This window comes from Nocardioides nanhaiensis (genome assembly GCF_039542785.1).
Lineage (GTDB): Bacteria > Actinomycetota > Actinomycetes > Propionibacteriales > Nocardioidaceae > Nocardioides > Nocardioides nanhaiensis.
This window is the reverse complement of the sequence record NZ_BAABIM010000002.1, coordinates 267361-289575: the sequence shown is the minus strand read 5'-3', so window position 1 is coordinate 289575 and position 22215 is coordinate 267361. Positions and strand designations below refer to the sequence as shown.

Annotated in this window: 22 protein-coding genes; 15 read left to right on the top strand and 7 right to left on the bottom strand. The window is 73.5% G+C overall.

What is annotated here, in order from left to right; genetic code table 11:
- Window positions 1-597: a hypothetical protein gene (locus ABD948_RS09555; protein ID WP_345265124.1), complete on the top strand. Its 597-nt coding sequence runs from the start codon at window positions 1-3 to the stop codon at window positions 595-597.
- A 12-nt stretch (window positions 598-609) separates the two neighbouring features.
- On the opposite strand, the gene ABD948_RS09550 is transcribed toward ABD948_RS09555, so the two are convergent.
- A complete protein-coding gene (locus tag ABD948_RS09550) occupies window positions 610-1263 on the bottom strand; it encodes a hypothetical protein (protein ID WP_345265122.1) in 654 nt (217 codons plus the stop codon).
- A gap of 178 nt (window positions 1264-1441) precedes the next feature.
- Between ABD948_RS09550 and ABD948_RS09545 the strand changes: the two genes are divergently transcribed.
- Both ABD948_RS09545 and ABD948_RS09540 read left to right on the top strand, forming a co-directional pair.
- Window positions 1442-1843, top strand: a complete 402-nt coding sequence (locus ABD948_RS09545) for a type II toxin-antitoxin system PemK/MazF family toxin (RefSeq protein WP_345265120.1) — start codon at window positions 1442-1444, stop codon at window positions 1841-1843.
- Between the two features lie 56 nt (window positions 1844-1899).
- Window positions 1900-3324, top strand: a complete 1425-nt coding sequence (locus ABD948_RS09540) for an ABC transporter substrate-binding protein (protein ID WP_345265118.1) — start codon at window positions 1900-1902, stop codon at window positions 3322-3324.
- Here the strand turns inward: ABD948_RS09540 and ABD948_RS09535 are convergent.
- A complete protein-coding gene (locus ABD948_RS09535) occupies window positions 3321-4691 on the bottom strand; it encodes an HRDC domain-containing protein (protein ID WP_345265116.1) in 1371 nt (456 codons plus the stop codon). The genes ABD948_RS09540 and ABD948_RS09535 overlap by 4 nt on opposite strands.
- A complete protein-coding gene (locus ABD948_RS09530; protein WP_345265114.1) occupies window positions 4688-5317 on the bottom strand; it encodes a DUF3000 domain-containing protein in 630 nt (209 codons plus the stop codon). The genes ABD948_RS09535 and ABD948_RS09530 overlap by 4 nt, the downstream gene beginning before the upstream one ends.
- Window positions 5318-5386: 69 nt before the next feature.
- Here ABD948_RS09530 and hemE point away from each other — a divergent pair, with 69 nt between their 5' ends.
- Window positions 5387-6463, top strand: a complete 1077-nt coding sequence (hemE, locus tag ABD948_RS09525; protein ID WP_345265112.1) for a uroporphyrinogen decarboxylase — start codon at window positions 5387-5389, stop codon at window positions 6461-6463.
- Here the strand turns inward: hemE and ABD948_RS09520 are convergent.
- On the bottom strand, window positions 6448-7212 hold the full coding sequence (locus ABD948_RS09520; protein WP_345265110.1) for a DUF4349 domain-containing protein: 765 nt from the start codon (window positions 7210-7212) through the stop codon (window positions 6448-6450). The genes hemE and ABD948_RS09520 overlap by 16 nt on opposite strands.
- 491 nt (window positions 7213-7703) lie before the next feature.
- Between ABD948_RS09520 and ABD948_RS09515 the strand changes: the two genes are divergently transcribed.
- From ABD948_RS09515 to ABD948_RS09500, 4 genes are all read left to right on the top strand, one after another.
- Window positions 7704-8348, top strand: a complete 645-nt coding sequence (locus tag ABD948_RS09515; RefSeq protein WP_345265108.1) for an ABC transporter permease — start codon at window positions 7704-7706, stop codon at window positions 8346-8348.
- Window positions 8345-9574, top strand: a complete 1230-nt coding sequence (locus ABD948_RS09510; RefSeq protein ID WP_345265106.1) for an ATP-binding cassette domain-containing protein — start codon at window positions 8345-8347, stop codon at window positions 9572-9574. Before ABD948_RS09515 ends, ABD948_RS09510 begins: the two co-directional genes overlap by 4 nt.
- Window positions 9571-10362, top strand: coding sequence for an ABC transporter permease (locus ABD948_RS09505; RefSeq protein ID WP_345265104.1), 792 nt, complete (start codon window positions 9571-9573; stop codon window positions 10360-10362). The genes ABD948_RS09510 and ABD948_RS09505 overlap by 4 nt, the downstream gene beginning before the upstream one ends.
- A gap of 69 nt (window positions 10363-10431) precedes the next feature.
- Window positions 10432-11394, top strand: a complete 963-nt coding sequence (locus ABD948_RS09500; protein WP_345265102.1) for a glycine betaine ABC transporter substrate-binding protein — start codon at window positions 10432-10434, stop codon at window positions 11392-11394.
- A gap of 34 nt (window positions 11395-11428) precedes the next feature.
- Here the strand turns inward: ABD948_RS09500 and ABD948_RS09495 are convergent, their stop codons facing one another.
- Window positions 11429-12367: a LysR family transcriptional regulator gene (locus tag ABD948_RS09495; RefSeq protein WP_345265100.1), complete on the bottom strand. Its 939-nt coding sequence runs from the start codon at window positions 12365-12367 to the stop codon at window positions 11429-11431.
- Window positions 12368-12451: 84 nt separating this feature from the next.
- Between ABD948_RS09495 and ABD948_RS09490 the strand changes: the two genes are divergently transcribed.
- The 6 genes from ABD948_RS09490 to ABD948_RS09465 all read left to right on the top strand — a co-directional run bounded on the left by ABD948_RS09490 (window position 12452) and on the right by ABD948_RS09465 (window position 18428).
- Window positions 12452-13714 (top strand): acyl-CoA dehydrogenase family protein, encoded by a 1263-nt coding sequence (locus ABD948_RS09490; RefSeq protein WP_345265098.1) that lies wholly within the window; start codon window positions 12452-12454, stop codon window positions 13712-13714.
- Between the two features lie 156 nt (window positions 13715-13870).
- Window positions 13871-14992: a dimethylsulfone monooxygenase SfnG gene (gene sfnG, locus ABD948_RS09485; RefSeq protein ID WP_345265096.1), complete on the top strand. Its 1122-nt coding sequence runs from the start codon at window positions 13871-13873 to the stop codon at window positions 14990-14992.
- Between the two features lie 3 nt (window positions 14993-14995).
- On the top strand, window positions 14996-16201 hold the full coding sequence (locus ABD948_RS09480) for an SfnB family sulfur acquisition oxidoreductase (RefSeq protein ID WP_345265094.1): 1206 nt from the start codon (window positions 14996-14998) through the stop codon (window positions 16199-16201).
- Between the two features lie 24 nt (window positions 16202-16225).
- Window positions 16226-17392, top strand: coding sequence for an LLM class flavin-dependent oxidoreductase (locus ABD948_RS09475; RefSeq protein ID WP_345265092.1), 1167 nt, complete (start codon window positions 16226-16228; stop codon window positions 17390-17392).
- A complete protein-coding gene (locus ABD948_RS09470; RefSeq protein ID WP_345265090.1) occupies window positions 17392-17904 on the top strand; it encodes an NAD(P)H-dependent oxidoreductase in 513 nt (170 codons plus the stop codon). The genes ABD948_RS09475 and ABD948_RS09470 overlap by 1 nt, the downstream gene beginning before the upstream one ends.
- Window positions 17901-18428 carry a flavin reductase family protein gene (locus tag ABD948_RS09465; protein WP_345265088.1) on the top strand — a complete coding sequence of 176 codons (528 nt, stop codon included), beginning with the start codon at window positions 17901-17903 and terminating at the stop codon, window positions 18426-18428. Before ABD948_RS09470 ends, ABD948_RS09465 begins: the two co-directional genes overlap by 4 nt.
- Window positions 18429-18432: 4 nt before the next feature.
- Here the strand turns inward: ABD948_RS09465 and ABD948_RS09460 are convergent, their stop codons facing one another.
- Window positions 18433-19122, bottom strand: a complete 690-nt coding sequence (locus tag ABD948_RS09460; RefSeq protein WP_345265086.1) for an MBL fold metallo-hydrolase — start codon at window positions 19120-19122, stop codon at window positions 18433-18435.
- A 56-nt stretch (window positions 19123-19178) separates the two neighbouring features.
- Here ABD948_RS09460 and hemG point away from each other — a divergent pair, with 56 nt between their 5' ends.
- Window positions 19179-20537 (top strand): protoporphyrinogen oxidase, encoded by a 1359-nt coding sequence (gene hemG, locus ABD948_RS09455; RefSeq protein ID WP_345265083.1) that lies wholly within the window; start codon window positions 19179-19181, stop codon window positions 20535-20537.
- Between the two features lie 21 nt (window positions 20538-20558).
- Here the strand turns inward: hemG and ABD948_RS09450 are convergent, their stop codons facing one another.
- Window positions 20559-22205 (bottom strand): DUF429 domain-containing protein, encoded by a 1647-nt coding sequence (locus ABD948_RS09450; RefSeq protein WP_345265081.1) that lies wholly within the window; start codon window positions 22203-22205, stop codon window positions 20559-20561.
- Window positions 22206-22215: the final 10 nt, after the last annotated feature.

The following is a 22215-nucleotide window of genomic DNA, read 5'->3' as shown; positions in this document are numbered from 1 at the left end:
GTGTCCGAACGAGCCCACCACCGGCCGACCCAGCGCGAGGGTGAGTTCTTCGACGAGTTCGAGGGCGGCACCGACCCGGCGCTGGTGCGCGAGGCCGGTGACCGTGCGGCGGCGCTGCTGGTGCGGGGCGTGCGCGGCAGCGACGACGACGCGGTGGCCGACCGCGTGTTGCGCCTGGCCGAGACCGAGGGCATCGAGACCATCGCCGAGGTGTGGTCCGGCGCCCCGGCCGACTCGCTCGCCGGCTGCCTGTGGCGCCTCTACCTGCTCCGCTCCTGGGTGCACGCCGCGCCGGCGCAGCTCGCCGCCGACTTCGAGGAGGGTCGGTCACGGGCACCCGTGGCCCGGGTGGTGGCCGGTGTCGCCGACCCGCCCGGCCCCGAGCAGCTCAAGGCGATGGTCGACGCCGTGCTGCGCGGCATCGCCGTCGGCGACTTCGCCGACGTGCTCTTCCGCGCCTCCGCGTTCGCCCGGGTCGTCGCCGCCGGCCGCGCCTCGCGGGCCGAGGCCAGCGACGCCGAGGTGCGCCGCACCCTCACCCTGGCCGAGCAGCTCGAGGCGGCCGGTCACCTCGAGCTGGCCCGCGGGCTGGCCTGACGGGCAGGATCCTCAGCCGCCGCAGCGGACGCGGCCGAACAGCGGTCGGGGTAGCCGTGCCTGCCCCGTGCTCTCGCCCTGGCTCCACGCCAGCTCGGGCGGGCCCAGCTCGAAGCCCTTGGCGGCGTCGATGGTGACGAACAGGTAGTGGGTGCCCGGCTCCAGCTCGACGCCGCGCGCCGGCTGCCGTTCGGACCAGGCCTCGGACGCCGCCGCGCGGCCGGCGCTGCCGACCTCGCCGCCGATGGCGGGCTCGTCGTCGGAGGGGTCCGAGACCGGTTCTCCCGGTACGCCGTCCCGGGAGAACCCGTAGTCGGGGGCGTCGGGGCCAGGGTCGGAAGACACGAAGGTGCGCAGGGTGAGCGAGGCGCCCGGCAGGGCGCCCTGACCAGTCGGGAGGACGTCGCCGAGGGTGACGGGATCGACGACTCGGACCCGCGCCCAGATGACGAAGGAGCCCCGGGGGCCCCCGAGGCTCGCGCAGGAGCGCCGCCCGCTCGGCTCGGCGAGGAACGCGATGGGCTCGACACCCGTCGGCGTCGAGGACGAGCCAGGCAGGGGCTCCGCCTCGGGATCGTCCCCGCCGTCGGTGCATCCCCCCAGCCCGACGGCGAGCACGACGCCCAGGAGTCCACGGACGAGCACGCGCACCGGTGTCTGCCTCATCACCCGAACCTACGTCCGGGCGGCTGGAACGGTGGGGAACGGCTCGCTATCGTGGTGAGTCGGTGCGCGTCGGGCTGCGGTAGCCCCGGGTCCCACAAGAAGCCGCTACGAGCGGCCATGCGCCGTGAGGCGCTTCCCGGTCCGGCGCGCACCACCGATCGGCGCCTACCCTGCGGTCATGGGAGTCACCTACGCACCCGAGCAGGACGGCGAGCCCGACCCCGGTGAGGTGGTCTGGGCCCACGTCCCCTACGAGGACGACCCGAGCCAGGGCAAGGACCGGCCGGTGCTCCTGCTCGGCCGCGGCGCCGACGGCGAGTGGCGCGGCCTCTACCTGACCAGCAAGGACCACGACCGCGACGCCGAGGACGAGGCGCGCCACGGCCGGTACTGGATGGACCTCGGCACCGGGGGCTGGGACAGCCAGGGCCGCCCCAGCGAGGTGCGGCTGGACCGGCTGCTGCGGCTGCGCGACGACGGCGTCCGCCGCGAGGGCGCCGCGCTGGGCCGCGAGCTCTTCGACGCCGTCGTCGCCGCAGCCGCGCCGTACCACGACCCGCCGGAGCGGCCGGTAGGGTGACGGCTCCTGGCTCTGCCAGGTCCGCACGAGGCCGTCACGAGGGAGCACCCAGGTACATGGCAGAGCAACGGCGCCGGGCAAGACGCGGCGCGGCCACGGCCCTGGCCACCCTTCTCGCCGCCGGCGTGCTCGTGGCCTGCGACGGACAGGAGGACCCCACGCCGGCCCCCACCCCGACGCCCCGTCCGCCGGCGGAGACGATCGAGCTCACCTTCGGCGCCTACGGCTCCGAGGCCGAGGTGGAGGCCTTCCGCGGCGTCGTCGACACCTACAACGACAGCCTGGAGGGCGTGGAGGTGACGCTGGAGGCGTTCCCCGACGCCGAGGCGCTCGCGCAGGAGGTGCGCGACGGCGACACACCGCCCGACGTCTTCCTGCTCTCCCGCGCCGACCTGGACGAGACGATCGCCGCGGGACGCAGCACCCCGCTGGGCGAGCTCGTCGACGAGCGCGGCGTCGACTTCGGCGACGGCTACTCGCGGGACTCCGTGCTCGCCTTCGCCGCCGACGGCGACCAGCAGTGCATGCCCTACGGCTCCTCGCCGATGGTCGTCTACTACAACACCGCGCTCGTGGACTTCGAGCGGATGGCCGAGCGCGGCCTGGACGCACCGGTCCCCGACGAGGAGACCGGTGACATCGAGCGCTTCACGTTCGACCAGTTCCGGGCGGCGGCGCAGTTCGCCAGCCGTCCCCGCCGCGGCACGAAGGGCGTGTACGTGGAGCCCACGCTGCGCGGCCTCGCCCCGTTCGTCTACTCGGGCGGCGGTCAGCTCTTCGACGACAACGGGGAGCCGACCTCGCTGGCGTTCTCCAGCGACGACACGCGCGAGGCGCTCGCGCCCACCCTCGAGCTGCTGCGCGATCCCGCCGTCACCCTGACCGACGAGCAGCTGGCCGAGGCCACGCCGCTGGAGTGGTTCGCGCGCGGCCGGCTGGCGATGGTGCCGGGCTTCCGCTCCGCGACGCCCGCGCTGCGCGAGCAGGAGGGCCTGGACTTCGACGTGCTGCCGATGCCGGTCATCGACGACGCCGTCACCACCGGCGACCTCACCGGCCTGTGCATCTCCTCCGAGACCGGCGCCCAGGCGGCGGCCGCGGACTTCCTGGTCTACCTGGTCTCCGCCGAGGCCGTCTCGCGCGTGAGCGCCCAGGGCTACCTGGTGCCCGCCAACCTCGAGGTGGCCAGCTCGGCGGACTTCCAGCAGCCCGGGCAGCTGCCCGAGCACGCGCAGGTGTTCACCGACAGCATCGACGACCTGCTGCTGCTCCCGCTGATCGAGAGCTACGCCGACCTCGAGCAGGCCGTGCGCGCCCCGCTGCGCCAGCTGTTCACCACCCCGGTGCCCGACGTCGAGGCGCTCACCACGCAGATCGACGAGCAGTCGCGCACCGTGCTCGACCCCGAGGGACTGGAGTCGGAGAGCCCCTCCGACGAGGCCAGCGAGGACGCCGGCGACGAGGCCAGCGAGACCCCCTAGTCCTCGGCGGGCTCAGCGGGCTCGGCGGGCTCGGTCTCCGGCGCATCGGGTTCGGGCTCGGGCGGCTCGTCGGCGGCCAGCACCGCGGCCGTGATCACCGGCGCGGCCAGCCCGCACTGCCAGGGCCGGGCGCCGAGCGCCGTCAGGGCCTCGGTGACGGCGGCCTCGAGCTCCGCGGGCTCGCGGGTGCGCGGCGGCGACCAGAGCACGCGTCGCAGGTAGTCGGGGGTGAGCAGGTTCTCCACCGGCAGCTCGTGCTGCTCGGCCACCAGGCTCAGAGCCGGACGGGCCAGCTCCAGGCGGCGTGCGGCCACCGGGTCCTTCTCGGCCCAGGCGCGCGGCACCGGGGGTCCGTCGCCGCGCGGGCTGCGGGTGGGCAGCTCCTCCTCGGGCAGCTCGGCGGCCTCGCGCAGCGCCCCCACCCACCGGTTGGCGTAGCGCTCGGCGCCCCGGCCGTGGAAGCCCTTGAGCTCCAGCAGCGTGCGGCGCTCGGTGGGCATCGCGGTGGCGGCCACCACGATGGCGGCGTCGGGGATGATCCGGCCCGGAGTCACGTCGCGGGCCCGGGCGATCTCGTCGCGGGTCTCCCACAGGGCGCGCACCGCGGCCAGCCCTCGACGTCCGCGCACCCGGTGCATGCCGGAGGTGCGTCGCCAGGCGTCCACGCGGGGGGTGGGGGCGAAGGAGCGCAGGTGGTCGAACTCCTCGCGCGCCCAGCCGTCCTTGCCGGCGTCGACCAGCTGCTCGGCCAGCACGTCGCGCAGCTCGACGAGCACCTCGACGTCGAGCGCGGCGTACTCCAGCCAGGGGCGAGGCAGCGGTCGCGTGGACCAGTCGACGGCCGAGTGCTCCTTCTTCATCCGGAAGCCCAGGAGCGACTCCACGAGGGTCGCCAGGCCCACCCGCGGGTAGCCGAGCAGCCGCCCGGCCAGCTCGGTGTCGAACAGGGCGGTGGGCTCGAGGCCGAGCTCGGTGAGGCAGGGCAGGTCCTGGGTGGCGGCGTGCAGGATCCACTCCGTGCCCTCCAGCACCTCCTGCAGGGGCGCGAGGCTGGTGAGCGCGATCGGGTCGATCAACCACGTGGTGCTGCCCTCGCGGCGCAGCTGGATCAGGTAGGCGCGGTTGGAGTAGCGGTAGCCGGAGGCACGCTCGGCATCGATGGCCACCGGCCCCTCGCCGGCCTCGAGGTCGGCGCAGGCACGGGTGAGCGCGGCGTCGTCGTCGACGAGGTCGGGCAGGCCGTCGGCCAGCGTGAGCAGCGGGAGCGGCTCGGGCTCGGGTGCCGGCTCGGGTGCGGGCTCGGGTGCGGGCTCGTCGGGCACCTGGGACGACGGTGCGGGGGCGTGCGGGTCCTGCTCGGGGGTCATCGGGGGTCGGTGCTCCGCTGTCCGCGCCGGCTGGGCATCACCGCGACGCCCTCGGGCACCGGCTCCAGCCCCGCGGCGGTGCACAGCAGCTCGCCCCAGGCCTCCACGTGCGCGGTCAGGTCGGGGGCCTCGTCGGGGTCGTGGTCGGGCGTCCAGGAGGCGCGGATCTCGACCTGGGCGGTGCCGCCCTCGTCGCCCATCTCGCCGAAGCTCTCGGTGGCCACCCGGGTGACGGTGCCCGACGCCGCGTGGTGCGCGGCGTCGTGGCCGGCCAGCGCGTCGGTGAGCCAGGTCCAGCCGACGTCGGCGAGGAGCGGGTCGGTGACCAGCTCGAGGTCGATCTCGGCGCGCACGTAGGCCACCAGCCGGAAGGTGCCGGCCCAGGCGTCGTTGCCGGCGGGGTCGTGCAGCACGATCACGCGCCCGGTGCCCACGTCGGTGCCCTCGACGGTCACGTCGGCCGAGAGGGCGGCGGCGAACGGGGCGATGCGCTGCGGCGCCGGCATCTCCTCGCAGAACACCTCGGGTCGCATCGTGGCCGCGTTCATGGAGGCGACCGCCGCCCGGAACTGCGGGGGCGGCACCGCCGCGCCCGTGCCGGGGCGCGTCTCGGATCGAGCGACCATGGGCTCACAGTAGGGCGGCGGCGACGATCCGATATGCGAACACGCCGGGCGACCTGCCACGCTTGCGGGGTGACCGACGCCGCCAGCACCCCCGCCGAGAGCCCCGCCGCGCGCGACCCGCGCCTCGCGGAGAGCCAGTTCCTGCGGGCCGCGCGCGGGGAGCCGGTGACGCACACCCCCGTGTGGTTCATGCGCCAGGCGGGCCGCTCTCTGCCCGAGTACCTGGCCATCCGCGAGGGCGTGGGCATGCTCGAGGCCTGCATGGATCCCGCGCTCGTCGTCGAGATCACCTTGCAGCCGGTGCGCCGCTACGGCGTCGACGCCGCCATCTTCTTCTCCGACATCGTGCTGCCGCTCAAGGCGGTGGGCGTCGACCTCGACATCGTGCCCGGCGTCGGCCCTGTCGTGGCCTCGCCGGTGCAGACCCTCGCCGACGTCGAGGCCATCCCCGAGCTCGAGCCGGACCACGTGGGCTTCATCACCCAGGCGGTGCGCGGGCTCGTGGCCGAGCTGGGCGGCACGCCGCTGATCGGCTTCGCGGGAGCACCGTTCACGGTCGCCTCCTACCTGGTGGAGGGCGGCCCCTCCAAGGAGCACGCGCGCACCAAGGCGATGATGTTCGGCGCCCCCGAGGTGTGGGAGGCGCTGATGGCCAAGATCGCGCGCATCTCGGCCGCCTACCTCGAGGTGCAGGTGTCCGCGGGTGCCAGCGCCGTCCAGCTCTTCGACTCCTGGGCCGGCGCGCTGACCCCCGGCGACTACGAGCGCCTGGTGCGACCGCACTCCGCGATGGTGCTCGAGCGCGCCGGAGCGCTGGGCGTGCCCCGGATCCACTTCGGCGTGGGCACCGCCAACCTGCTCGACCAGATGGGCGAGGCAGGTGCCGACGTCGTCGGCGTCGACTGGCGCACCCCGCTCGAGCGCGCCATCCCGCTGGTGGGGGAGCGGGCCGTGCAGGGCAACCTCGACCCCACCCTGGTCTTCGCCCCGACCGAGGTGATGACGGCGCGCGCCGCCGAGGTGATCGAGGCCGGTCGCGTGGCGCGCGGGCACGTGTTCAACCTCGGGCACGGCGTCATCCCCAGCACGAACCCCGACCAGCTGGCGCGGCTCACCGAGTTCGTGCAGGGCTACCCGCTGGCCTGAGCCGTCCCGCCGCCCCCGGCCGCCCGGAGCCGGGACCCGCGGCGGCGCAGCAGCATCCAGCCGGGCACGCCCAGCAGCGCCAGGACGACGGCGAACGGCAGCAGCGCACCGGTCAGCGTGGCGAGCGCCGTGCCGGCGGCCGTGAGCGCGCCCCAGCCGCGGTCGAGCCCGGGCAGGAAGCCGGCCGCGTCGTCCTCCTCCGGTGCCGGCTCGGCCTCCGGGCCGGGCGTGCGCTGCAGGTGCACGGTGATGGTCGCCAGCGAGGTCTGGTCGGCCAGGTAGGCCCGGCGCTGCTTGAGGCTGTCGAGCGCGGCCTGCCGCCGGGTCAGCTGGGCCTCCACCGCCACCACCTCGCGGATGCTGGTGGCCTGCGCGAAGAGCACCTCCACCCGGGCCAGGCTCTGCTCCTGCGCCCGGATGCGCGCCGCGACGTCGATCACCTCGCCGCTGACGTCCTGGGAGGTGCGGGTCGAGGAGAGCAGCCGTCCCACCTCCTCGAGCGCCGCCACGGCGTCGTCGAACCGGGCCGACGGCACCCGCAGCACCAGCTGCGAGCGACGGACGTCGTCGGCGCCGCCGTCGGTCTCCTCGTCGCTCACCTGGCCGCGCAGCTCGTCGACCAGGCGCTGCACCTCGAACCGGGCAGCCGCCACGTCGTCGCTCTCCAGCGACACCGTGGCGGTGGAGATCACCGATCGGGCGCCCGCGAGCGGGTCGGCCGCGCCGGGCTCCTGCGCGGTGCTGCGCACCGCGGTGTCCGCGTCCTGAGCCGACTCGGCGGCTGCTGCCCGCGGCGCGGCCTCCGCAGCGCTGCCGCCGTCGGAGCCCCCCGAGCCGCCCGAGTCATCCGCGATCTCGGAGGACGGCGAGGAGTCGGACGAGTCGAGATCGGTCGAGCAACCGACGGCGAGGAGAGCGAGGAGACCGAGGGTGCTGAGCAGCGCGGCGGGGCGTGCGAGGCGGTGTGTCGGAGGGTGGTTTCGGCGTCGCGGAGGTGGTGGGTTCATGCGACCTCCGACGGCGACGCGGGGTCGGCGGTTCCCGGGTTAGTCGGACCTGGCGGCGGTCGTCGTCTACGGTGGGCGGGCAGCACACGCGCTGGAACGCGTTCTCGGGGGACGCGTGTGGCCCTGACGGGCCGCTCCGGCGAGCCCCGCCGTCGTGGAGAAGACCGCGCCGGACCAACCGCCCTGCTCCCAGCCTGACCCGACGAGCACGGACGGCCGATCCCTGGAGGAACGTGACCTTCCTCGAGTACCTGTCCAACAACTACGACAACCTGCTCGAGCTCTCGGTGGAGCACATCCGCCTGGTCCTCATCTCGATGGGCATCGCCCTGGCCGCCGGACTGCCGTTGGGCGTGCTGGCGCACCGCTACCGGATCACCCGGGCGCCCATCCTCGGCGTCGCCTCGTTCTTCCTCACCCTGCCCAGCCTCGCGCTCTTCGCGCTGTTCATCCCCCTGCTGGGCCTGGGCGCCGCGCCGGCGATCGCCGGCCTCACGCTCTACGCGCTGCTCCCGATCATCAGCAACACCGTGGCGGGCCTCGGCGGCGTCGACCCGGCGATCGTCAAGGCCTCGCGCGGCATGGGCCTGGGGCCCACGCGGCGCCTGCTGCAGGTGGAGATGCCCCTGGCCTGGCCGGTGATCATCACCGGCATCCGTGTGTCGACCCTCGTGGTGGTCGGCATCGCCTCGATCGCCGCGCTCGTGGGCGGACCGGGCCTGGGCCAGGAGATCTTCCGCGGCATCCGCTCGGTGCCCAACGCCAACGCGCCCAACCTCATCTACGGGGGCACGCTGGCCATCATCGTCCTGGCGCTGGCCTTCGACGCCGTCTTCGTCCTGATCAAGCGCTTCACGACCTCGCGAGGTATCCGATGACCACCGACGCCCAGCCGCACGCCGCAGCCCCGGACGCCGGGCGCGAGCAGTCCGGCGACCCGATGATCCAGCTCGTCGAGCTGACCAAGACCTTCGCCGGCCAGTCGAAGCCCGCGGTCGACCGGCTCGACCTCTCGGTGCGACGCGGCGAGATCCTCGTGCTGGTGGGGCCCTCCGGCTGCGGCAAGACCACCTCGATGGAGCTGATCAACCGGCTCATCGAGCCGACCTCGGGTCACATCATCCTCGACGGTGAGGACGTCACCCGGGGCAATCCCGACGAGCTGCGCCGCCGGATCGGGTACGTGATCCAGGAGACCGGGCTGCTGCCGCACCGCACCATCGCCCAGAACATCGGCACCGTGCCGAAGCTGGTGGGCTGGGAGAAGCCGCGCATCGCCGAGCGGGTCGACGAGCTGTTGACCACCATCGGGATGGACCCGGAGATGTACCGCAGCCGTTACCCCAAGCAGCTCAGCGGCGGTCAGCGCCAGCGCGTGGGCGTGGCCCGCGCGATGGCGGCCGACCCGCCGGTGATGCTGATGGACGAGCCCTTCGGTGCGATCGACCCGATCACCCGCGAACGTCTGCAGAACGAGTTCCTGCGGCTGCAGGCGCAGATCCAGAAGACCATCATCTTCGTCACGCACGACATCGACGAGGCGATCAAGATGGGCGACCGGATCGCCGTGCTGCGCGACCAGTCGCACATCGCCCAGCTCGACACCCCGGAGAACATCCTCTCCAACCCCGCCGACGACTACGTGGCCGACTTCATCGGTGCGGGCGCCTCGCTGAAGCGGCTCAACCTCTCGCGGGTGCGGGACCTCGAGGTCACCGCCGACGCTCCCACCGGCCGCCTCGACGAGGACGTCGAGCAGCTGCGCCGTCGCCTGCTGGACTCGCACTGGTCGGCGATGCTGCTGCTCGACGAGCGCAACCGCCCGGCGCGCTGGGTCACCATGGGCGACCTGCGCCGCGGCGGCGACCTGCGCACGATCGGTCTGGAGGCACGGGCGCTGGTGGAGCCGCAGGCCACGCTCGCCGACGCCCTCAACGAGCTGATCACCTCCAACGGTGGCTGCGCGATCGTCGTCGACGCCCACGGCGCCTACCAGGGTGTCGTCGACCTCGAGACGATCATGGTGGCGGTGCGCTCCATGCGCGACGAGCACTCGGCGTTCTACCTGGCGCAGAAGCTGCTCGACGACGAGGAGCCTCGATGAGCGAGACGGCCGCCGCAGCGCTGGGGTCGGGCGCGGCTCCCGTCAAGGTCGTCCACGCCGACCGGCCGACGTTGGTCGAGTGGCTGGGCATGCCGGTCTTCCTGGCGGCAGTTCTCGGTGCCACCTACTACTGGGTGACCTCGCAGGAGCTCGACACGATCGAGCAGCGGGTGCTGACCCGCGAGCTGCTGGTGGAGAAGACGGTCGAGCACCTGCAGCTCACCGCGGTCTCGACCCTCGTGGTGGTGCTGCTCGCGGTCCCTCTGGGCATCCTGCTCACCCGGCGCGTCGCCCGACCGGCGGTGCCCGTGGTGCTGGGCGTCGCCAACATCGGGCAGGGCATCCCCTCCTTCGGCCTCCTGGCCGTCATCTTCGTGGCATTCGGCAGCCTGGGCTTCACGCCGGTCGTGGTGGGTCTGGTGGCCTACTCGCTCCTGCCGATCCTGCGCAACACCATGGTCGGTCTCCAGCAGGTGGACCGGAACCTGATCAAGGCCTCGAAGGGCATGGGCATGTCGTCGCTCACGGTGCTGCTCCGCGTCGAGCTGCCGCTGGCCGTGCCGGTGATGGTCGCCGGCCTGCGCACGGCCCTGATCATCAACGTGGGCACGGCCACGCTCGCCACGTTCTTCGGTGCCGGCGGCCTCGGCTACGTCGTCTACAACGGCATCACGCTCAACCGCGAGACCGTCCTCATCACCGGGGTGGTGCTGGTCTCCGGGCTCGCGCTCCTCGTCGACTACCTGGCCGGCATGGCGGGCCGTCTGCTCTCACCCCGCGGGGTCTGAGAGCACTGCTCCAGCGCACCCGCGCACCCCGTCACCGGCACGACAACGCTCTCGAAAGGAGCACGCACGATGCACACCAGGAAAGTACTCGCCGCTTCCGGCGCCCTGATCATGACGCTGGGCCTGGCGGCCTGCGGTGGTGACGACGGCGGAGGCGGAGGCGGAGGTGGCGACACCGCGGGCCTGCTCGACGGCGCCTCGATCACCGTCGGCTCCAAGGACTTCGACGAGCAGCTGATCCTGGGCAACATCAGCAAGCTGGCGCTCGAGAACGCCGGTGCCGACGTGACCGACCAGATCAACACCGGCGGCACCGACGTCGCTCGCGCCGCCCTGGTCAACGGCGAGATCGACACCTACTGGGAGTACAACGGCACCGCCTGGATCTCCTTCTTCCAGGAGACCGAGCCGATCGCCGACCGCATCGAGCAGTACGAGGTGGTCCGCGACCGCGACCTGGAGGAGAACGACCTCCACTGGCTCGCACCGGCCGACTTCAACAACACCTACGCGCTGGCCTACCAGGCCGACGCTGCCGACGACCTCGGCAACCCCGAGACGCTCTCCGACCTCGCCACCCTGATCGAGGAGGACCCCGACGCCGCGACGCTGTGCGTGGAGAGCGAGTTCTCGGCGCGTGACGACGGCCTGCCGGGCATGGAGGCCACCTACGGCTACCAGTTCCCGAGCGACAACGTGACGGTGCTCGACACCGCGATCGTGTACTCGGCCGCGGCCGAGGGTGACCCCTGCAACTTCGGCGAGGTGTTCACCAGCGACGGCCGCGTGAGCGCGCTCGACCTGGTGGTGCTCGAGGACGACGAGGGCTTCTTCCCCCTCTACAACCCCAGCCCGGTCTTCACCGACGACGTCTACGCCGAGTACGGCGACGAGCTCACCGAGATCTTCGACCCGATCTCGGCCGCGCTGACCCAGGAGGAGATGACCGCCCTCAACGAGCGCGTCTCCGTGGACCTGGAGGACCCCGCCGACGTGGCGGAGGACTGGCTGTCGGAGAACGACTTCATCTGAGCAGGACCTGCACCGTCCGCGGCCCCCGTCGAGATCACTCGGCGGGGGCTGCGGCCGTCTGGGCTGTCTGGGCCGTCTGGGCCAGCAGCGCGGTCTCGCGCAGCGCCAGCGTGACGGCGCGGACCGCGGGCGCGGTCCGGGCCTCGCGCCGCTGGCGCAGCACCAGCGTGACGCCGGTGCGGTCGTGGCGCAGCGGGCGGTGGGTCAGCACCCCCGCGCGCTCCAGCGGGTCACCGCGCACGCTGAAGTCGGGCAGCACGGTCAGCCCCAGCCCGTCGGCCACCATCACCTTGCCCATCTCGGCGCCGTCGGTCACGTGCCGCTGGCGCGGCAGGTCGCTGCCGAAGAGCCGGTGCACGAAGCGGTGCATCAGGTAGCCCGACCGCATGGTGATGAAGGGCTGGGCGCGCAGGTCCTCCACGGTGAGCGCGTCCCGCTCGGTGAGCGGGTGGTCGTGCGGCAGCACCACCACCGGCCGTCCGCGCACCAGGTCGGTGCTGGTCAGCTCGACCGGGGTGTCGTCGCCGTCGAGCACGTTGACCAGACCCAGGTCCAGGGACCCCTCCAGCAGGCCGGCCTCGATCTGCGCCTGCTGCAGGGTCAGCACCTCCACCGAGAGGTCCGGGGCCTCCTCCTGCACGGCGCGCAGCGCCGGCACCAGCACCGTGGCGGTGGCGGCGTTGACGGTGCCGAGGCGCACCACGCGCGCCGCGCTGGTCTGGTCACCGGCCGCGGTGCGCAGCCGGTCGACCGCCTCGAGCACCCCCACCATGTGCTGCAGCAGGTCACGCCCCTGGCGCGAGATGCGTGCGCCCGTGCGCCGACGGTCGAGCAGCGTGACGCCGAGCTCGCGCTCGAGCTTGCTGAGCGACTCGCTGACGGCGGGCTGGGAGAGGTGCAGCTGCTCGCTGGCGCGGCGCAGCGAGCCGTGCTGCACGACGGCGGCGAGGTGCTCGAGCTGCTCGATGCGCATGCGGTGGTCTCCTCGATCAAAACTGTAGTAACTTGGTAGAGATAAGTCAGCAAGGCTCATCGTACCGAGCAGAGGAGCACACCTGTGACCACGACCCGATCCGAGACCCGACCCGCGCTCCGGCCCGTCCCGACCGCCTGGGCGACCCGCCCCACCTCCCCGCAGGCCTGGGTGCAGCGCGCCCGCGAGGTGGCCACCGACCTGGCCGTCGACGCCGTCGCGCGCGACCGCGCCAACCGGACGCCGTACGCCGAGGTCCAGCTGCTCAAGGACTCCGGTCTGGTGACCCTGCTCGGCCCGCGCGAGCACGGCGGCGCCGGCGAGTCGTGGACGACGGCGCTGCAGGTGGTGCGCGCGGTCTCCGCCGGAGACGGCTCCATCGGCCAGCTGCTGGGCTACCACTACCTGTGGGCCTGGGCGGCCCGCCTGGTGGGCACGCCCGAGCAGGTCGCGGCCGTCGAGCAGCAGGCCACCGAGGGCACCTGGTTCTTCGGGGGTGCCGTCAACCCGCGCGACGCCGACCTGAGCATCCGCGTCGAGGGCGAGGAGCTGGTCTACCGCGGTCGCAAGTCCTTCAGCACCGGCGGCCGGGTCTCGGACGTGACCGTGCTCGAGGGCGTGATCGAGGGCACCGACGACCACGCGTTCGCGATCGTGCCCACCGACCAGCCGGGCATCCGGTTCCTGGACGACTGGGACAACCTGGGGCAGCGGCTCACCGAGAGCGGCGGCGTCGAGATCGACGGGGTGCGCGTGCCGTGGGCGGCCGCGGCCGGCTACGTGCAGCAGCCCGACGGCGCCTACCGCTTCGTGCCGCGCACCTACAACACCCTGAACGTGCCGCTCATCCAGCTGATCTTCGTCAACCTCTACCTGGGCATCGCCGAGGGCGCACTGGCCACCGCCGCCTCCTACACGCGCGACCGTACCCGCGCCTGGCCGTACTCGCCCGACCTGAAGACCCGGGGCAGCGACGAGTTCTACGTGCAGGAGACCTACGGCGAGCTGCGCTCACGGCTGTGGGCGGCCGAGGCGCTCGCCGAGCGCGCCGCGGGCCTGATCGAGCAGGTCAACGCGCACGCCGACGACGTCACCCCGGCCGAGCGCGGCGAGGCGGCGGTGGTGATCGCCGCCGCCAAGCAGGTCGCCATCGAGGTCGGGCTCGACGTCACCACCCGCGTCTTCGACGTGACCGGTGCCCGGGCGACGGCGAACGCCGTCGGCCTCGACATCTTCTGGCGCAACCTGCGCACCCACAGCCTGCACGACCCGTTGGCCCACAAGAGGGCCGAGGTGGGGCGCTACGCGCTGCTCGGCGAGATTCCGGAGCCCACCTGGTACACGTGACCGCCCTTCGCGCGGGCGGTGCGGCGATCGGGTGAGAGGTGCTGCCTCTCACCCGATCGCCCGAATCTGACGAGGCGCGAGGGGTGTCACCTTGCATTCGTGCCATTTGTCTAGCAACCTGATCAACATACGTTCGAACCCGAGGAGACACCACCGATGAGCGAGTCCGTCGTCACGCCGAACACCGAGCCGCTGCAGTTCGCCTACTGGGTGCCCAACGTCAGTGGCGGCCTAGTCGTGAGCAAGATCGAGCAGCGCACCGACTGGGGCTATGAGTACAACAAGACGCTGGCGCAGCTGGCCGAGCGCAACGGCTTCGACTACGCGCTCTCCCAGGTGCGCTACATGGCCTCCTACGGCGCCGCCTACCAGCACGAGTCGACCAGCATCAGCCTCGCCATCGCCCTGGCCACCGAGCGTCTGAAGGTGATCGCCGCGGTGCACCCCGGCCTGTGGCAGCCCGGCGTGCTCGCCAAGCTCGTCGCGAGTGCCGACGTGATGACCGGCGGCCGGATGGCCGTCAACGTGGTCAGCGGCTGGTTCAAGGACGAGTTCACCAAGCTGGGCGAGCCCTGGCTCGAGCACGGCGAGCGCTACCGCCGCGCCGAGGAGTTCATCTCCTACCTGCGCGAGATCTGGACCAGCGAGCACGCCGAGCTGGCCGGCGACTTCTACCGCCTGCACGACTTCGACCTCAAGCCCAAGCCCGTCGCCGTGCCCGGACGCCGCCACCCCGAGATCTTCATGGGCGGCAACTCCACCGCCGCTCGGGGCATGGGCGGTCGCGTCGCCGACTGGTACTTCATGAACGGCAACACGCCCGAGGGCATCGCCGAGCAGGTCCGCGACGTCTCCGACGTCGCCCAGGTGCACGGCCGCGGCGTGCGGTTCGGCGTCAACGGGTTCATGGTGGCCCGCGACAGCGAGGCCGAGGCGCGCGACGTGCTGCGCGAGATCATCGACAAGGCCGACCGCGAGGCCGTCGAGGGCTTCGGCTCCGCCGTCAAGGAGGCCGGCCAGTCCACCGGCGACGGCAAGGGCATGTGGCAGGACTCCCAGTTCGAGGACCTCGTGCAGTACAACGACGGCTTCCGCACCGGACTGGTGGGCACGCCCGAGCAGATCGCGCACCGGATGCTGGAGTACAAGAAGCTGGGCGTCCACCTGTTCCTGCTGGGCTTCCTGCACTACCACGAGGACGTCGAGTACTTCGGGCGCGAGGTGCTGCCGATCGTCCGCGAGCTCGAGGCCGCCGAGCTCGCCCGGGTGGGTGGCTGACCCGTGCCCGTCCCGGTCCTGACCGAGCGCGAGGCGCTGCGGGTGGCGGCGTTGCTCGGCGAGCAGCTCGCCAAGTCCGCCTCCACCCGCGACGCCGAGCGGATCCTGCCGCTGGAGGAGATGGACGAGCTCGCGGCGTCGGGCCTGCTCGCCGTCACGGTGCCGCACGAGCACGGCGGGGCCGGCCTCTCCGTGGCCGTGCTCACCGAGGTGGTGCGCCTGCTGGCGCAGGGCGACCCCAACATCGCCCAGGTGCCGCACAGCCACTTCGTGTACGTGAACGCGCTGCGCCACCAGGGCACGCGCGAGCAGCAGGCGCTGCTGTTCGGCGAGGTGCTCGAGGGGCGTCGCTTCGGCAACGCGCAGTCCGAGGTGGGCACCAAGCACGTGCGGGACTTCCGCACCACGCTCACCCCGCACCCCGAGGGCCCGGACGCCGACGGCACCGCGCGCTGGCTGCTGGACGGCGAGAAGGGCTACAGCACCGGCGCACTGCTCGCCGACTGGATCCCCGTGCTGACCCACCGCGACGTCGACGGGCCGATGCACGTGGCGTGGGTCGAGGCCACCGACCCCGGCGTCACCGTGGTCGACGACTGGGACGGCATGGGCCAGCGCACCACCGCCAGCGGCACCGTCCGGCTGGAGTCCGTGGAGGTCCTCGACACCCTGGTGACGCCCTGGCACCTGACCTTCGACGGCCCGCAGACCTACGGCGCCTTCGCCCAGGTGCTGCACGCGGCCATCGACGCCGGCATCGCCCGGGCCGCCCTGGGCGAGGCCGCCGAGTTCGTCACGACCCGCAGCCGGCCCTACCCCGACGCCGGGGTGGAGCGCCACGCCGACGACCCGCTCGTCGTGCGCGCCTTCGGCGAGATGGAGCTCGCCGTCCGGGGGGCAGAGGCGCTGCTGGCCGACGCCGCCCGCGCTGTCGACGCTGCCGACGCCGACCTCACCGCCGACACCGCGGCGGCCGCCAGCCTGGCGGTGGCCGCGGCGCGGGCCAGCACCACCGCCGTCTCCGTCGAGGTGGGCAGCCGCCTGTTCGAGGTGGCCGGCACCCGCTCCGCGCTGGCCTCGCTCAACCTCGACCGGCACTGGCGCAACGCGCGCACCCACACCCTGCACGACCCGGCCAGCTGGAAGCTGCAGCACCTGGGGCGCTACGCGCTCGAGGGCACGCTGCCCCCCAACCACGGCCAGCTCTGAGAAGCCCAGAAGCGAGAGGAAGACATGTCCCAGCTGAAGTTCCACTGGTTCCTGCCCACCAACGGCGGCGACGGGCGGCACGTCGTCGGTGGCGGCCACGGCGTCCAGGCCGGCGCCGCCGGGCGCCCGGCGTCGGTGCCCTACCTGGGGCAGATCGCCCGCAGCGCCGAGCAGCTGGGCTTCGAGGCCGCGCTGACGCCCACCGGCGCCTGGTGCGAGGACGCCTGGGTCTCCACGGCCATGCTCAGCGCCGCCTCCGAGCGGCTGAAGTTCCTAGTGGCCTTCCGTCCCGGGCTCACCGCCCCCTTCCTGGCCGCGCAGATGGCCGGCACCTTCCAGAACCTCTCCGGCGGGCGGCTGCTGCTCAACGTGGTCACCGGCGGCGAGAGCCACGAGCAGCGGATGTTCGGCGACTTCCTCGACAAGGAGGAGCGCTACGAGCGGTGCGACGAGTTCCTGCACATCGTGCGCGCGCTGTGGCGCGGCGAGACCGTGACCTTCCACGGCAAGCACCTCTCGGTGGAGGACGCGACCCTCGCCCAGCGGCCCGACCCCCAGCCGCTGATCTACTTCGGCGGCTCCTCGCCGGCCGCCGGCACCGTCGCGGCCAAGCACGCCGACGTGTACCTCACCTGGGGCGAGCCCCCCGCCGCCGTCGCCGAGAAGGTGGACTGGATCCGCAAGCTCGCCGCCGACGAGGGCCGGGAGGGCCAGGTGCGCTTCGGCATCCGCCTGCACACCATCGCGCGCGACACCTCGGCTGCCGCCTGGGCTGAGGCCGACCGGCTGCTCGAGCACATCAGCGACGAGGACATCGCCCGGGTCCAGTCCGGTCTCAAGCGCTCGGAGTCGGTGGGTCAGCAGCGGATGCTCGAGCTCAACGCGGGTTCGAAGGACGGCCTGGAGATCCACCCCAACCTCTGGGCCGGCGTCGGCCTGGTGCGCGGTGGCGCCGGTACCGCGATGGTGGGCAGCCACAGCGAGATCGCCGACCTGGTGGAGCAGTACGCCGCCGTCGGCATCGAGGAGTTCGTGCTCTCGGGCTACCCCCACCTGGAGGAGTCCTACTGGTTCGGCGAGGGCGTGCTGCCCGAGCTGGCCCGCCGCGGGCTCTGGTCACACCCCGCCCCCGACCCGCTCGGTGGCGGGGGAGCGGTGCCCTTCGGGGCCGGCAGCCGAGCGGCCTCCTGATGGCGCGCGTCGCCGTCGTCGTCGGCAACCCCAAGCCGGCCTCGCGCACCCGCGCGGCCGCCGAGCACCTGGCCCGGGAGCTCACCGGCGAGGCGCCCGAACTCGTCGTCGACCTGGCCGAGCTGGGCGGTCGGCTGCTGGACTGGTCGGACGCCGAGGTGCCGGCGCTGGTGGAGCAGGTGGCCGCCGCCGACCTCGTGGTCGTCGCCTCGCCCACCTACAAGGCCACCTACACAGGCCTGCTCAAGCTGTTCCTCGACCGCTTCGCGCCCGCGCGGGGTACGGGGCTCACGGGTGTCGCCGTCCCGCTCATGCTCGGCGGCGGACCCGAGCACTCCCTGGCACCCGAGCTCACCCTGCGACCGGTGCTCTCCGAGATCGGAGCACCGCTCACCACCGCTGGCCTGTACGTGCTCGACAGCCACCACGACGACCCCACCGCCTACGAGGCGTGGCTGGGGCGGGTCCGCCCGCTCCTCACCCCGCTGCTCACGACAGGAGTCCCCGCATGACCGTCTCGCACCTGCCCACCAACCAGGACCTCGACCCGGCCCGCCTGCGCGCCGCGTTCGGCGTCTTCCCCAGCGGCGTGGTCGCCGTGGCGGCCGAGGTCGACGGTGCGCCCGTGGGGCTCGCCGCGAGCTCCTTCACCTCGGTGAGCCTCGAGCCCGCGCTGGTCTCGTTCTCCATCGCCAACTCCTCCAAGACCTGGCCCGACCTGCGCCGTGCCGACCGGCTCGGCGTCACGATCCTGGCCGACCACCACGGTGACGTGTGCCGCCAGCTGGCCGGCCCGGTCGAGCAGCGCTTCGCCGAGGTCGCCTGGTCGGCCTCCGACGGCGGCGCCGTCACCCTCGACGAGGGCCTGGCGCGGTTCGAGACCTCGATCTACCGCGAGGTCGAGGCGGGTGACCACACGATCATCCTGCTCGAGCTGCACGCCGTCGAGCAGGGCACCGGCGACCCGGACGCCGCCCCCGGCAGCCCGCTGGTCTTCCACCGCAGCGGCTTCGGACGGCTGGCCCAGCCGGCCTGAGAGCTCAGGGCTCCCACACGGCGGCGTCGTGCGCGAACAGCACGCGACGCGGGTCGAGCTCGAGCAGCCGGGCCATCCAGGGGCTGGGCTCGGGGAGCGGCGGCTCGTGGCCGAGCTCGGCGGCACGGGCGGCCAGCACGTCGGACGACCACGCCGAGGCCGTGTCGTGCGCCTGGCCGGCCAGCACCACCGTGCCGTCGTCGCAGCGCAGCACCACCGACTGGTGACCCTCCACGTGACCCGGCGTCGGCAGGACCAGGACACCCGGCGCCAGCTCCGTCTCGCCGTCGAGCTCCTCGTACCGCGCACCGGGGAAGTCGACCAGCCGGTCCACGGTGTAGCCGCCGGCGCGGGCGGTGGCCAGCTCGCGCCGCTGGCAGAGGATCGGGGTGTCCGGCAGCCGTGGGTTGCCGCCCACGTGGTCGAAGTGCAGGTGGCAGTTGACGACGAGGTCCACCTCGTCGAGGCGCGCGCCGACCTCGGCGAGCGCCTCCTCGACCAGGCGACGGCGAGGCCGGTACCAGGCGTCGGTCTCCTCGTCGGCCTCCCCGAGGCCGGTGTCGAGCAGCAGCAGCCCGACCGGCGTGCGCGCCAGGTAACCGAGCACCGCCTCGACGCGGGGCGGCCCGCCGGTCTCCTCCGGCGGGCGCACGAAGGTGCCCAGGTCGAGACGGACGACGTCGCTCGCGAGCATGGGCCCACAGTAGGTCCGCTCCGGGCGGGCACGCGGGTGCGTGGGACGATGGTGGTGTGCGGATCGTCGTCGTCGGGGGTGGAGTCGGGGGGCTGACCGCGGCGCACAGGCTGGGCGGCGAGGGGCACGAGGTGCTGCTGCTGGAGGGCTCTGCCGAGCTGGGCGGCAAGATCCGTCGGCGCCGGGTCGCGGGCGTCGAGGTCGACGTCGGTGCGGAGGCGATGGTGAACCGTCGCCCCGAGGGAGTCGGGCTGGCCGCGCACCTGGGGCTCGACGTCGTCCACCCCACGACCGCCTCCTCGCGGATCTGGACCCGGGGCGCCCTGCGGCCGCTGCCGCGCACCCTGCTGGGCGCGCCGCTCGACGGCGACGGCCTGGTGGCCTCCGGCGTGCTGAGCCCCGAGGGAGCCCAGCGGGCGCTCGCCGAGGTGGTGGCGCCCGTGGAGGGCGACCCGTCGGTCGGCGACCTGGTGGCCGCACGCTTCGGCGACGAGGTGACCGACCGGCTGGTGGAGCCCATGCTCGGCGGCGTCTACGCCGGCCGGGCCCGCGAGATCTCCGCGCGGGCGGCGGCACCGGCGCTGCTGGCGTTGGCCGAGCGCGGCTCGATCCTCCAGCAGGCGGCAGCACTACCCGTGGACGCCCGGCCTGTCTTCGCCGGCCTGGAGGGCGGCATGGGTGGGCTCGTGGCCGCCCTGGCCGCGGGGGCCTTCGAGGTGCGGACCGGCGCCCAGGTGCGCACGGTCGCGCGCCGCGGCGAGGGGTTCGAGGTCACCTGGGCGGCCACCTCCGAGGAGGGTCCGCGGCCGCACGAGCGCACCACCGCCGACGCCGTCGTGGTCGCCACCCCCGCCGCGCCCACCGCCCGGCTGCTCGCCGACCTCGCGCCCGACGCCGCGGCGGAGCTGCGCGCTGTCGACCACGCCTCGATGGCGGTCATCACCCTCGCCTTCGCTCTCGACGACGTGCCGCGCCTCGCGGAGACCGACGCCTCGGGCTTCCTCGTCCCGCCCGTCGACGGCCGCCGCATCAAGGCCTCCACGTTCTCCTTCGCCAAGTGGGGCTGGGTGCGTGCCGCGGGTGCGGCCGAGGGCGTGCTGCACCTGCGCACCTCGCTGGGCCGCGTGGGGGAGGAGACCGCGCTCCAGGCGTCCGACGACGAGCTGGTCGCCCGCTCGCTGGCCGACCTGCGCGAGGCGGTCGGGCTCGAGGCCGCGCCGGTGGACACCCACGTGCAGCGCTGGGGCGGGGGGCTGCCGCAGTACCGCCCCGGCCACGTCGACCGGGTGGCGCGGGTCAGGGCGGCGGTCGCCCCCGTGCCCGGGCTCGTGGTCTGCGGCGCGGCCTACGACGGCGTCGGCGTCGCCGCCGTCATCGGCTCGGCCGAGCGCGCCGCCGCCGAGCTCGCCCCCTGACGCGTCGGTTCGGCGTCGGCGTCAGGACGTCTCGTCGCGCAGCCGCTCGAGCCGCTGGGTCAGGAGCGGTCGCCGGTGGCTGTTGGCGTGCAGGGCCACGTAGCGCTCGCCGAACTGCTGCAGCAGGGCGTCGTCGAGGCGCCGCACCGCTCCGGGCGGGTAGCGGTAGTCCATCCGCTCCCGGATGACCTCCTCGTCGACCTCGCGCAGCACGCCGGCCAGCTCGACCAGCGTGGTGATGCCCAGCTCGAGCAGCACCCCCGAGATCCAGCCGTAGTGCTCGGTGCGCGACCAGCCGGCGTCGGCGTACTGACCGGCCAGGAAGGCCGCGAGCTCGCCGGCGGCGATGCGCGGGTCGTCGTCGAGGGGCTCGCTGGGGGTGGCACCACGCAGCCGCTCGCGGATCGCGGAGAACTCCTGGTCGGCGAGCTCCAGCAGACCAGCCGCCAGGGTGAACCGGCGGTCGAACTCGCTGGCGTGCTCGGCAGGCACGACGCCCTTGTAACGGATGTCGTGCTCGAACTCGGCCCAGGCGTGCTGCAGCACCGTGCGCAGCTGCACCTGCACCACCCGGCCGTCGATCTCCACCTGCAGGTGCCGGCTGGAGTAGCCGAAGCGCCCCTGGCTGGCGGTCACCTCACCGAGGTCCTGGTCGTCGAGCACCCGCAGCTGGGCCCCGAGCAGCGCGGCGGTGACCTCCACGTCGTCACGCACGTAGGTGATGACGCGCAGGCCCAGCTGGTCGGTGATGTCGCGCAGCGGGTCGGGGTACAGCAGCCTCCCGCCCTGGGTCCGGGCGGCCTTCTCGGCGAACGAGGCGACGCTCTTGGCCCGCCCCGCCACGGTGAGGTAGTCGACGCCGGCCTCGTCGAGCACCGTGCGCACCACGGTCACGGCCTCCGCCGCGGCGGCCACCAGCTCGGGGTGCCGGGCGGCGTACTGCTCGACGGCCGAGCGGCGCGCGGCGCCGTCGACGGGGGGCGTGAGTGCGGGCGTGAGGATCATCCCGGTCTCGTCGTCGCCGTAGGTCGCGATGCGCCCGGGCTGCTGGTCGACCAGCAACGCCACGTAGGCGCAGACCACCGCGTCCACCTGGTCCTCCACGACCCGCAGCTGGCTCTTGCGCGTGGCGGCCACCACGGCGGCGCGCCGCTCGGCCCACGCTGCGTTCGTGTCCACCACCGTGGCCAGCAGGTCCATGAGCCGCAGCAGCTCGGCACGCATCGAGTCCAGGTCGCGGCCGGGCTTGGCCTTGTACTTCAGGGTCTTCGCGAGCCCGAACAGCGCGACGGTCGCGGCGTGCGGGTACACCTCGTGCGCCGTGCGGTGCACCTGCAGTCCCAGCAGCGTGGCCACCCGCTCACCACGGGTGCCCTCGGCGAACTCGGGCTTGCCGGTGTTGGAGGGGTGGGTGCCCGCCTCGAACCGGCGGAAGTCCGCGCTCAGGGCCTTCTCGGCGGGTCGCGAGCCGGTGGCGTTGCGCACGACCAGGGGCGCGTCGATGCCGGCGACGGCGTCCGGCCCGAGCCACGGCAGCAGCGAGGCCTTGATCTCCTCGTCGGTGCGGACGGCGTCGAGGTGCACCAGGCGTCCCGAGGAGTCGAGCACCGCCAGGCCGGTGGGCTGGCGGGTGCCCCATGCCAGGTCGATGCCGAGGTACGCCGTCACCGCTCCACCG

Coding starts and splice junctions, on each gene's coding strand:
- ABD948_RS09550 (WP_345265122.1), bottom strand. CDS start 1,263: ATGAGGCAGACACCGGTGCGCGTGCTCGTCCGTGGACTCCTGGGCGTC.
- ABD948_RS09545 (WP_345265120.1), top strand. CDS start 1,442: ATGGGAGTCACCTACGCACCCGAGCAGGACGGCGAGCCCGACCCCGGT.
- ABD948_RS09540 (WP_345265118.1), top strand. CDS start 1,900: ATGGCAGAGCAACGGCGCCGGGCAAGACGCGGCGCGGCCACGGCCCTG.
- ABD948_RS09535 (WP_345265116.1), bottom strand. CDS start 4,691: ATGACCCCCGAGCAGGACCCGCACGCCCCCGCACCGTCGTCCCAGGTG.
- ABD948_RS09530 (WP_345265114.1), bottom strand. CDS start 5,317: ATGGTCGCTCGATCCGAGACGCGCCCCGGCACGGGCGCGGCGGTGCCG.
- ABD948_RS09510 (WP_345265106.1), top strand. CDS start 8,345: ATGACCACCGACGCCCAGCCGCACGCCGCAGCCCCGGACGCCGGGCGC.
- ABD948_RS09505 (WP_345265104.1), top strand. CDS start 9,571: ATGAGCGAGACGGCCGCCGCAGCGCTGGGGTCGGGCGCGGCTCCCGTC.
- ABD948_RS09500 (WP_345265102.1), top strand. CDS start 10,432: ATGCACACCAGGAAAGTACTCGCCGCTTCCGGCGCCCTGATCATGACG.
- ABD948_RS09495 (WP_345265100.1), bottom strand. CDS start 12,367: ATGCGCATCGAGCAGCTCGAGCACCTCGCCGCCGTCGTGCAGCACGGC.
- sfnG (WP_345265096.1), top strand. CDS start 13,871: ATGAGCGAGTCCGTCGTCACGCCGAACACCGAGCCGCTGCAGTTCGCC.
- ABD948_RS09475 (WP_345265092.1), top strand. CDS start 16,226: ATGTCCCAGCTGAAGTTCCACTGGTTCCTGCCCACCAACGGCGGCGAC.
- ABD948_RS09470 (WP_345265090.1), top strand. CDS start 17,392: ATGGCGCGCGTCGCCGTCGTCGTCGGCAACCCCAAGCCGGCCTCGCGC.
- ABD948_RS09465 (WP_345265088.1), top strand. CDS start 17,901: ATGACCGTCTCGCACCTGCCCACCAACCAGGACCTCGACCCGGCCCGC.
- ABD948_RS09460 (WP_345265086.1), bottom strand. CDS start 19,122: ATGCTCGCGAGCGACGTCGTCCGTCTCGACCTGGGCACCTTCGTGCGC.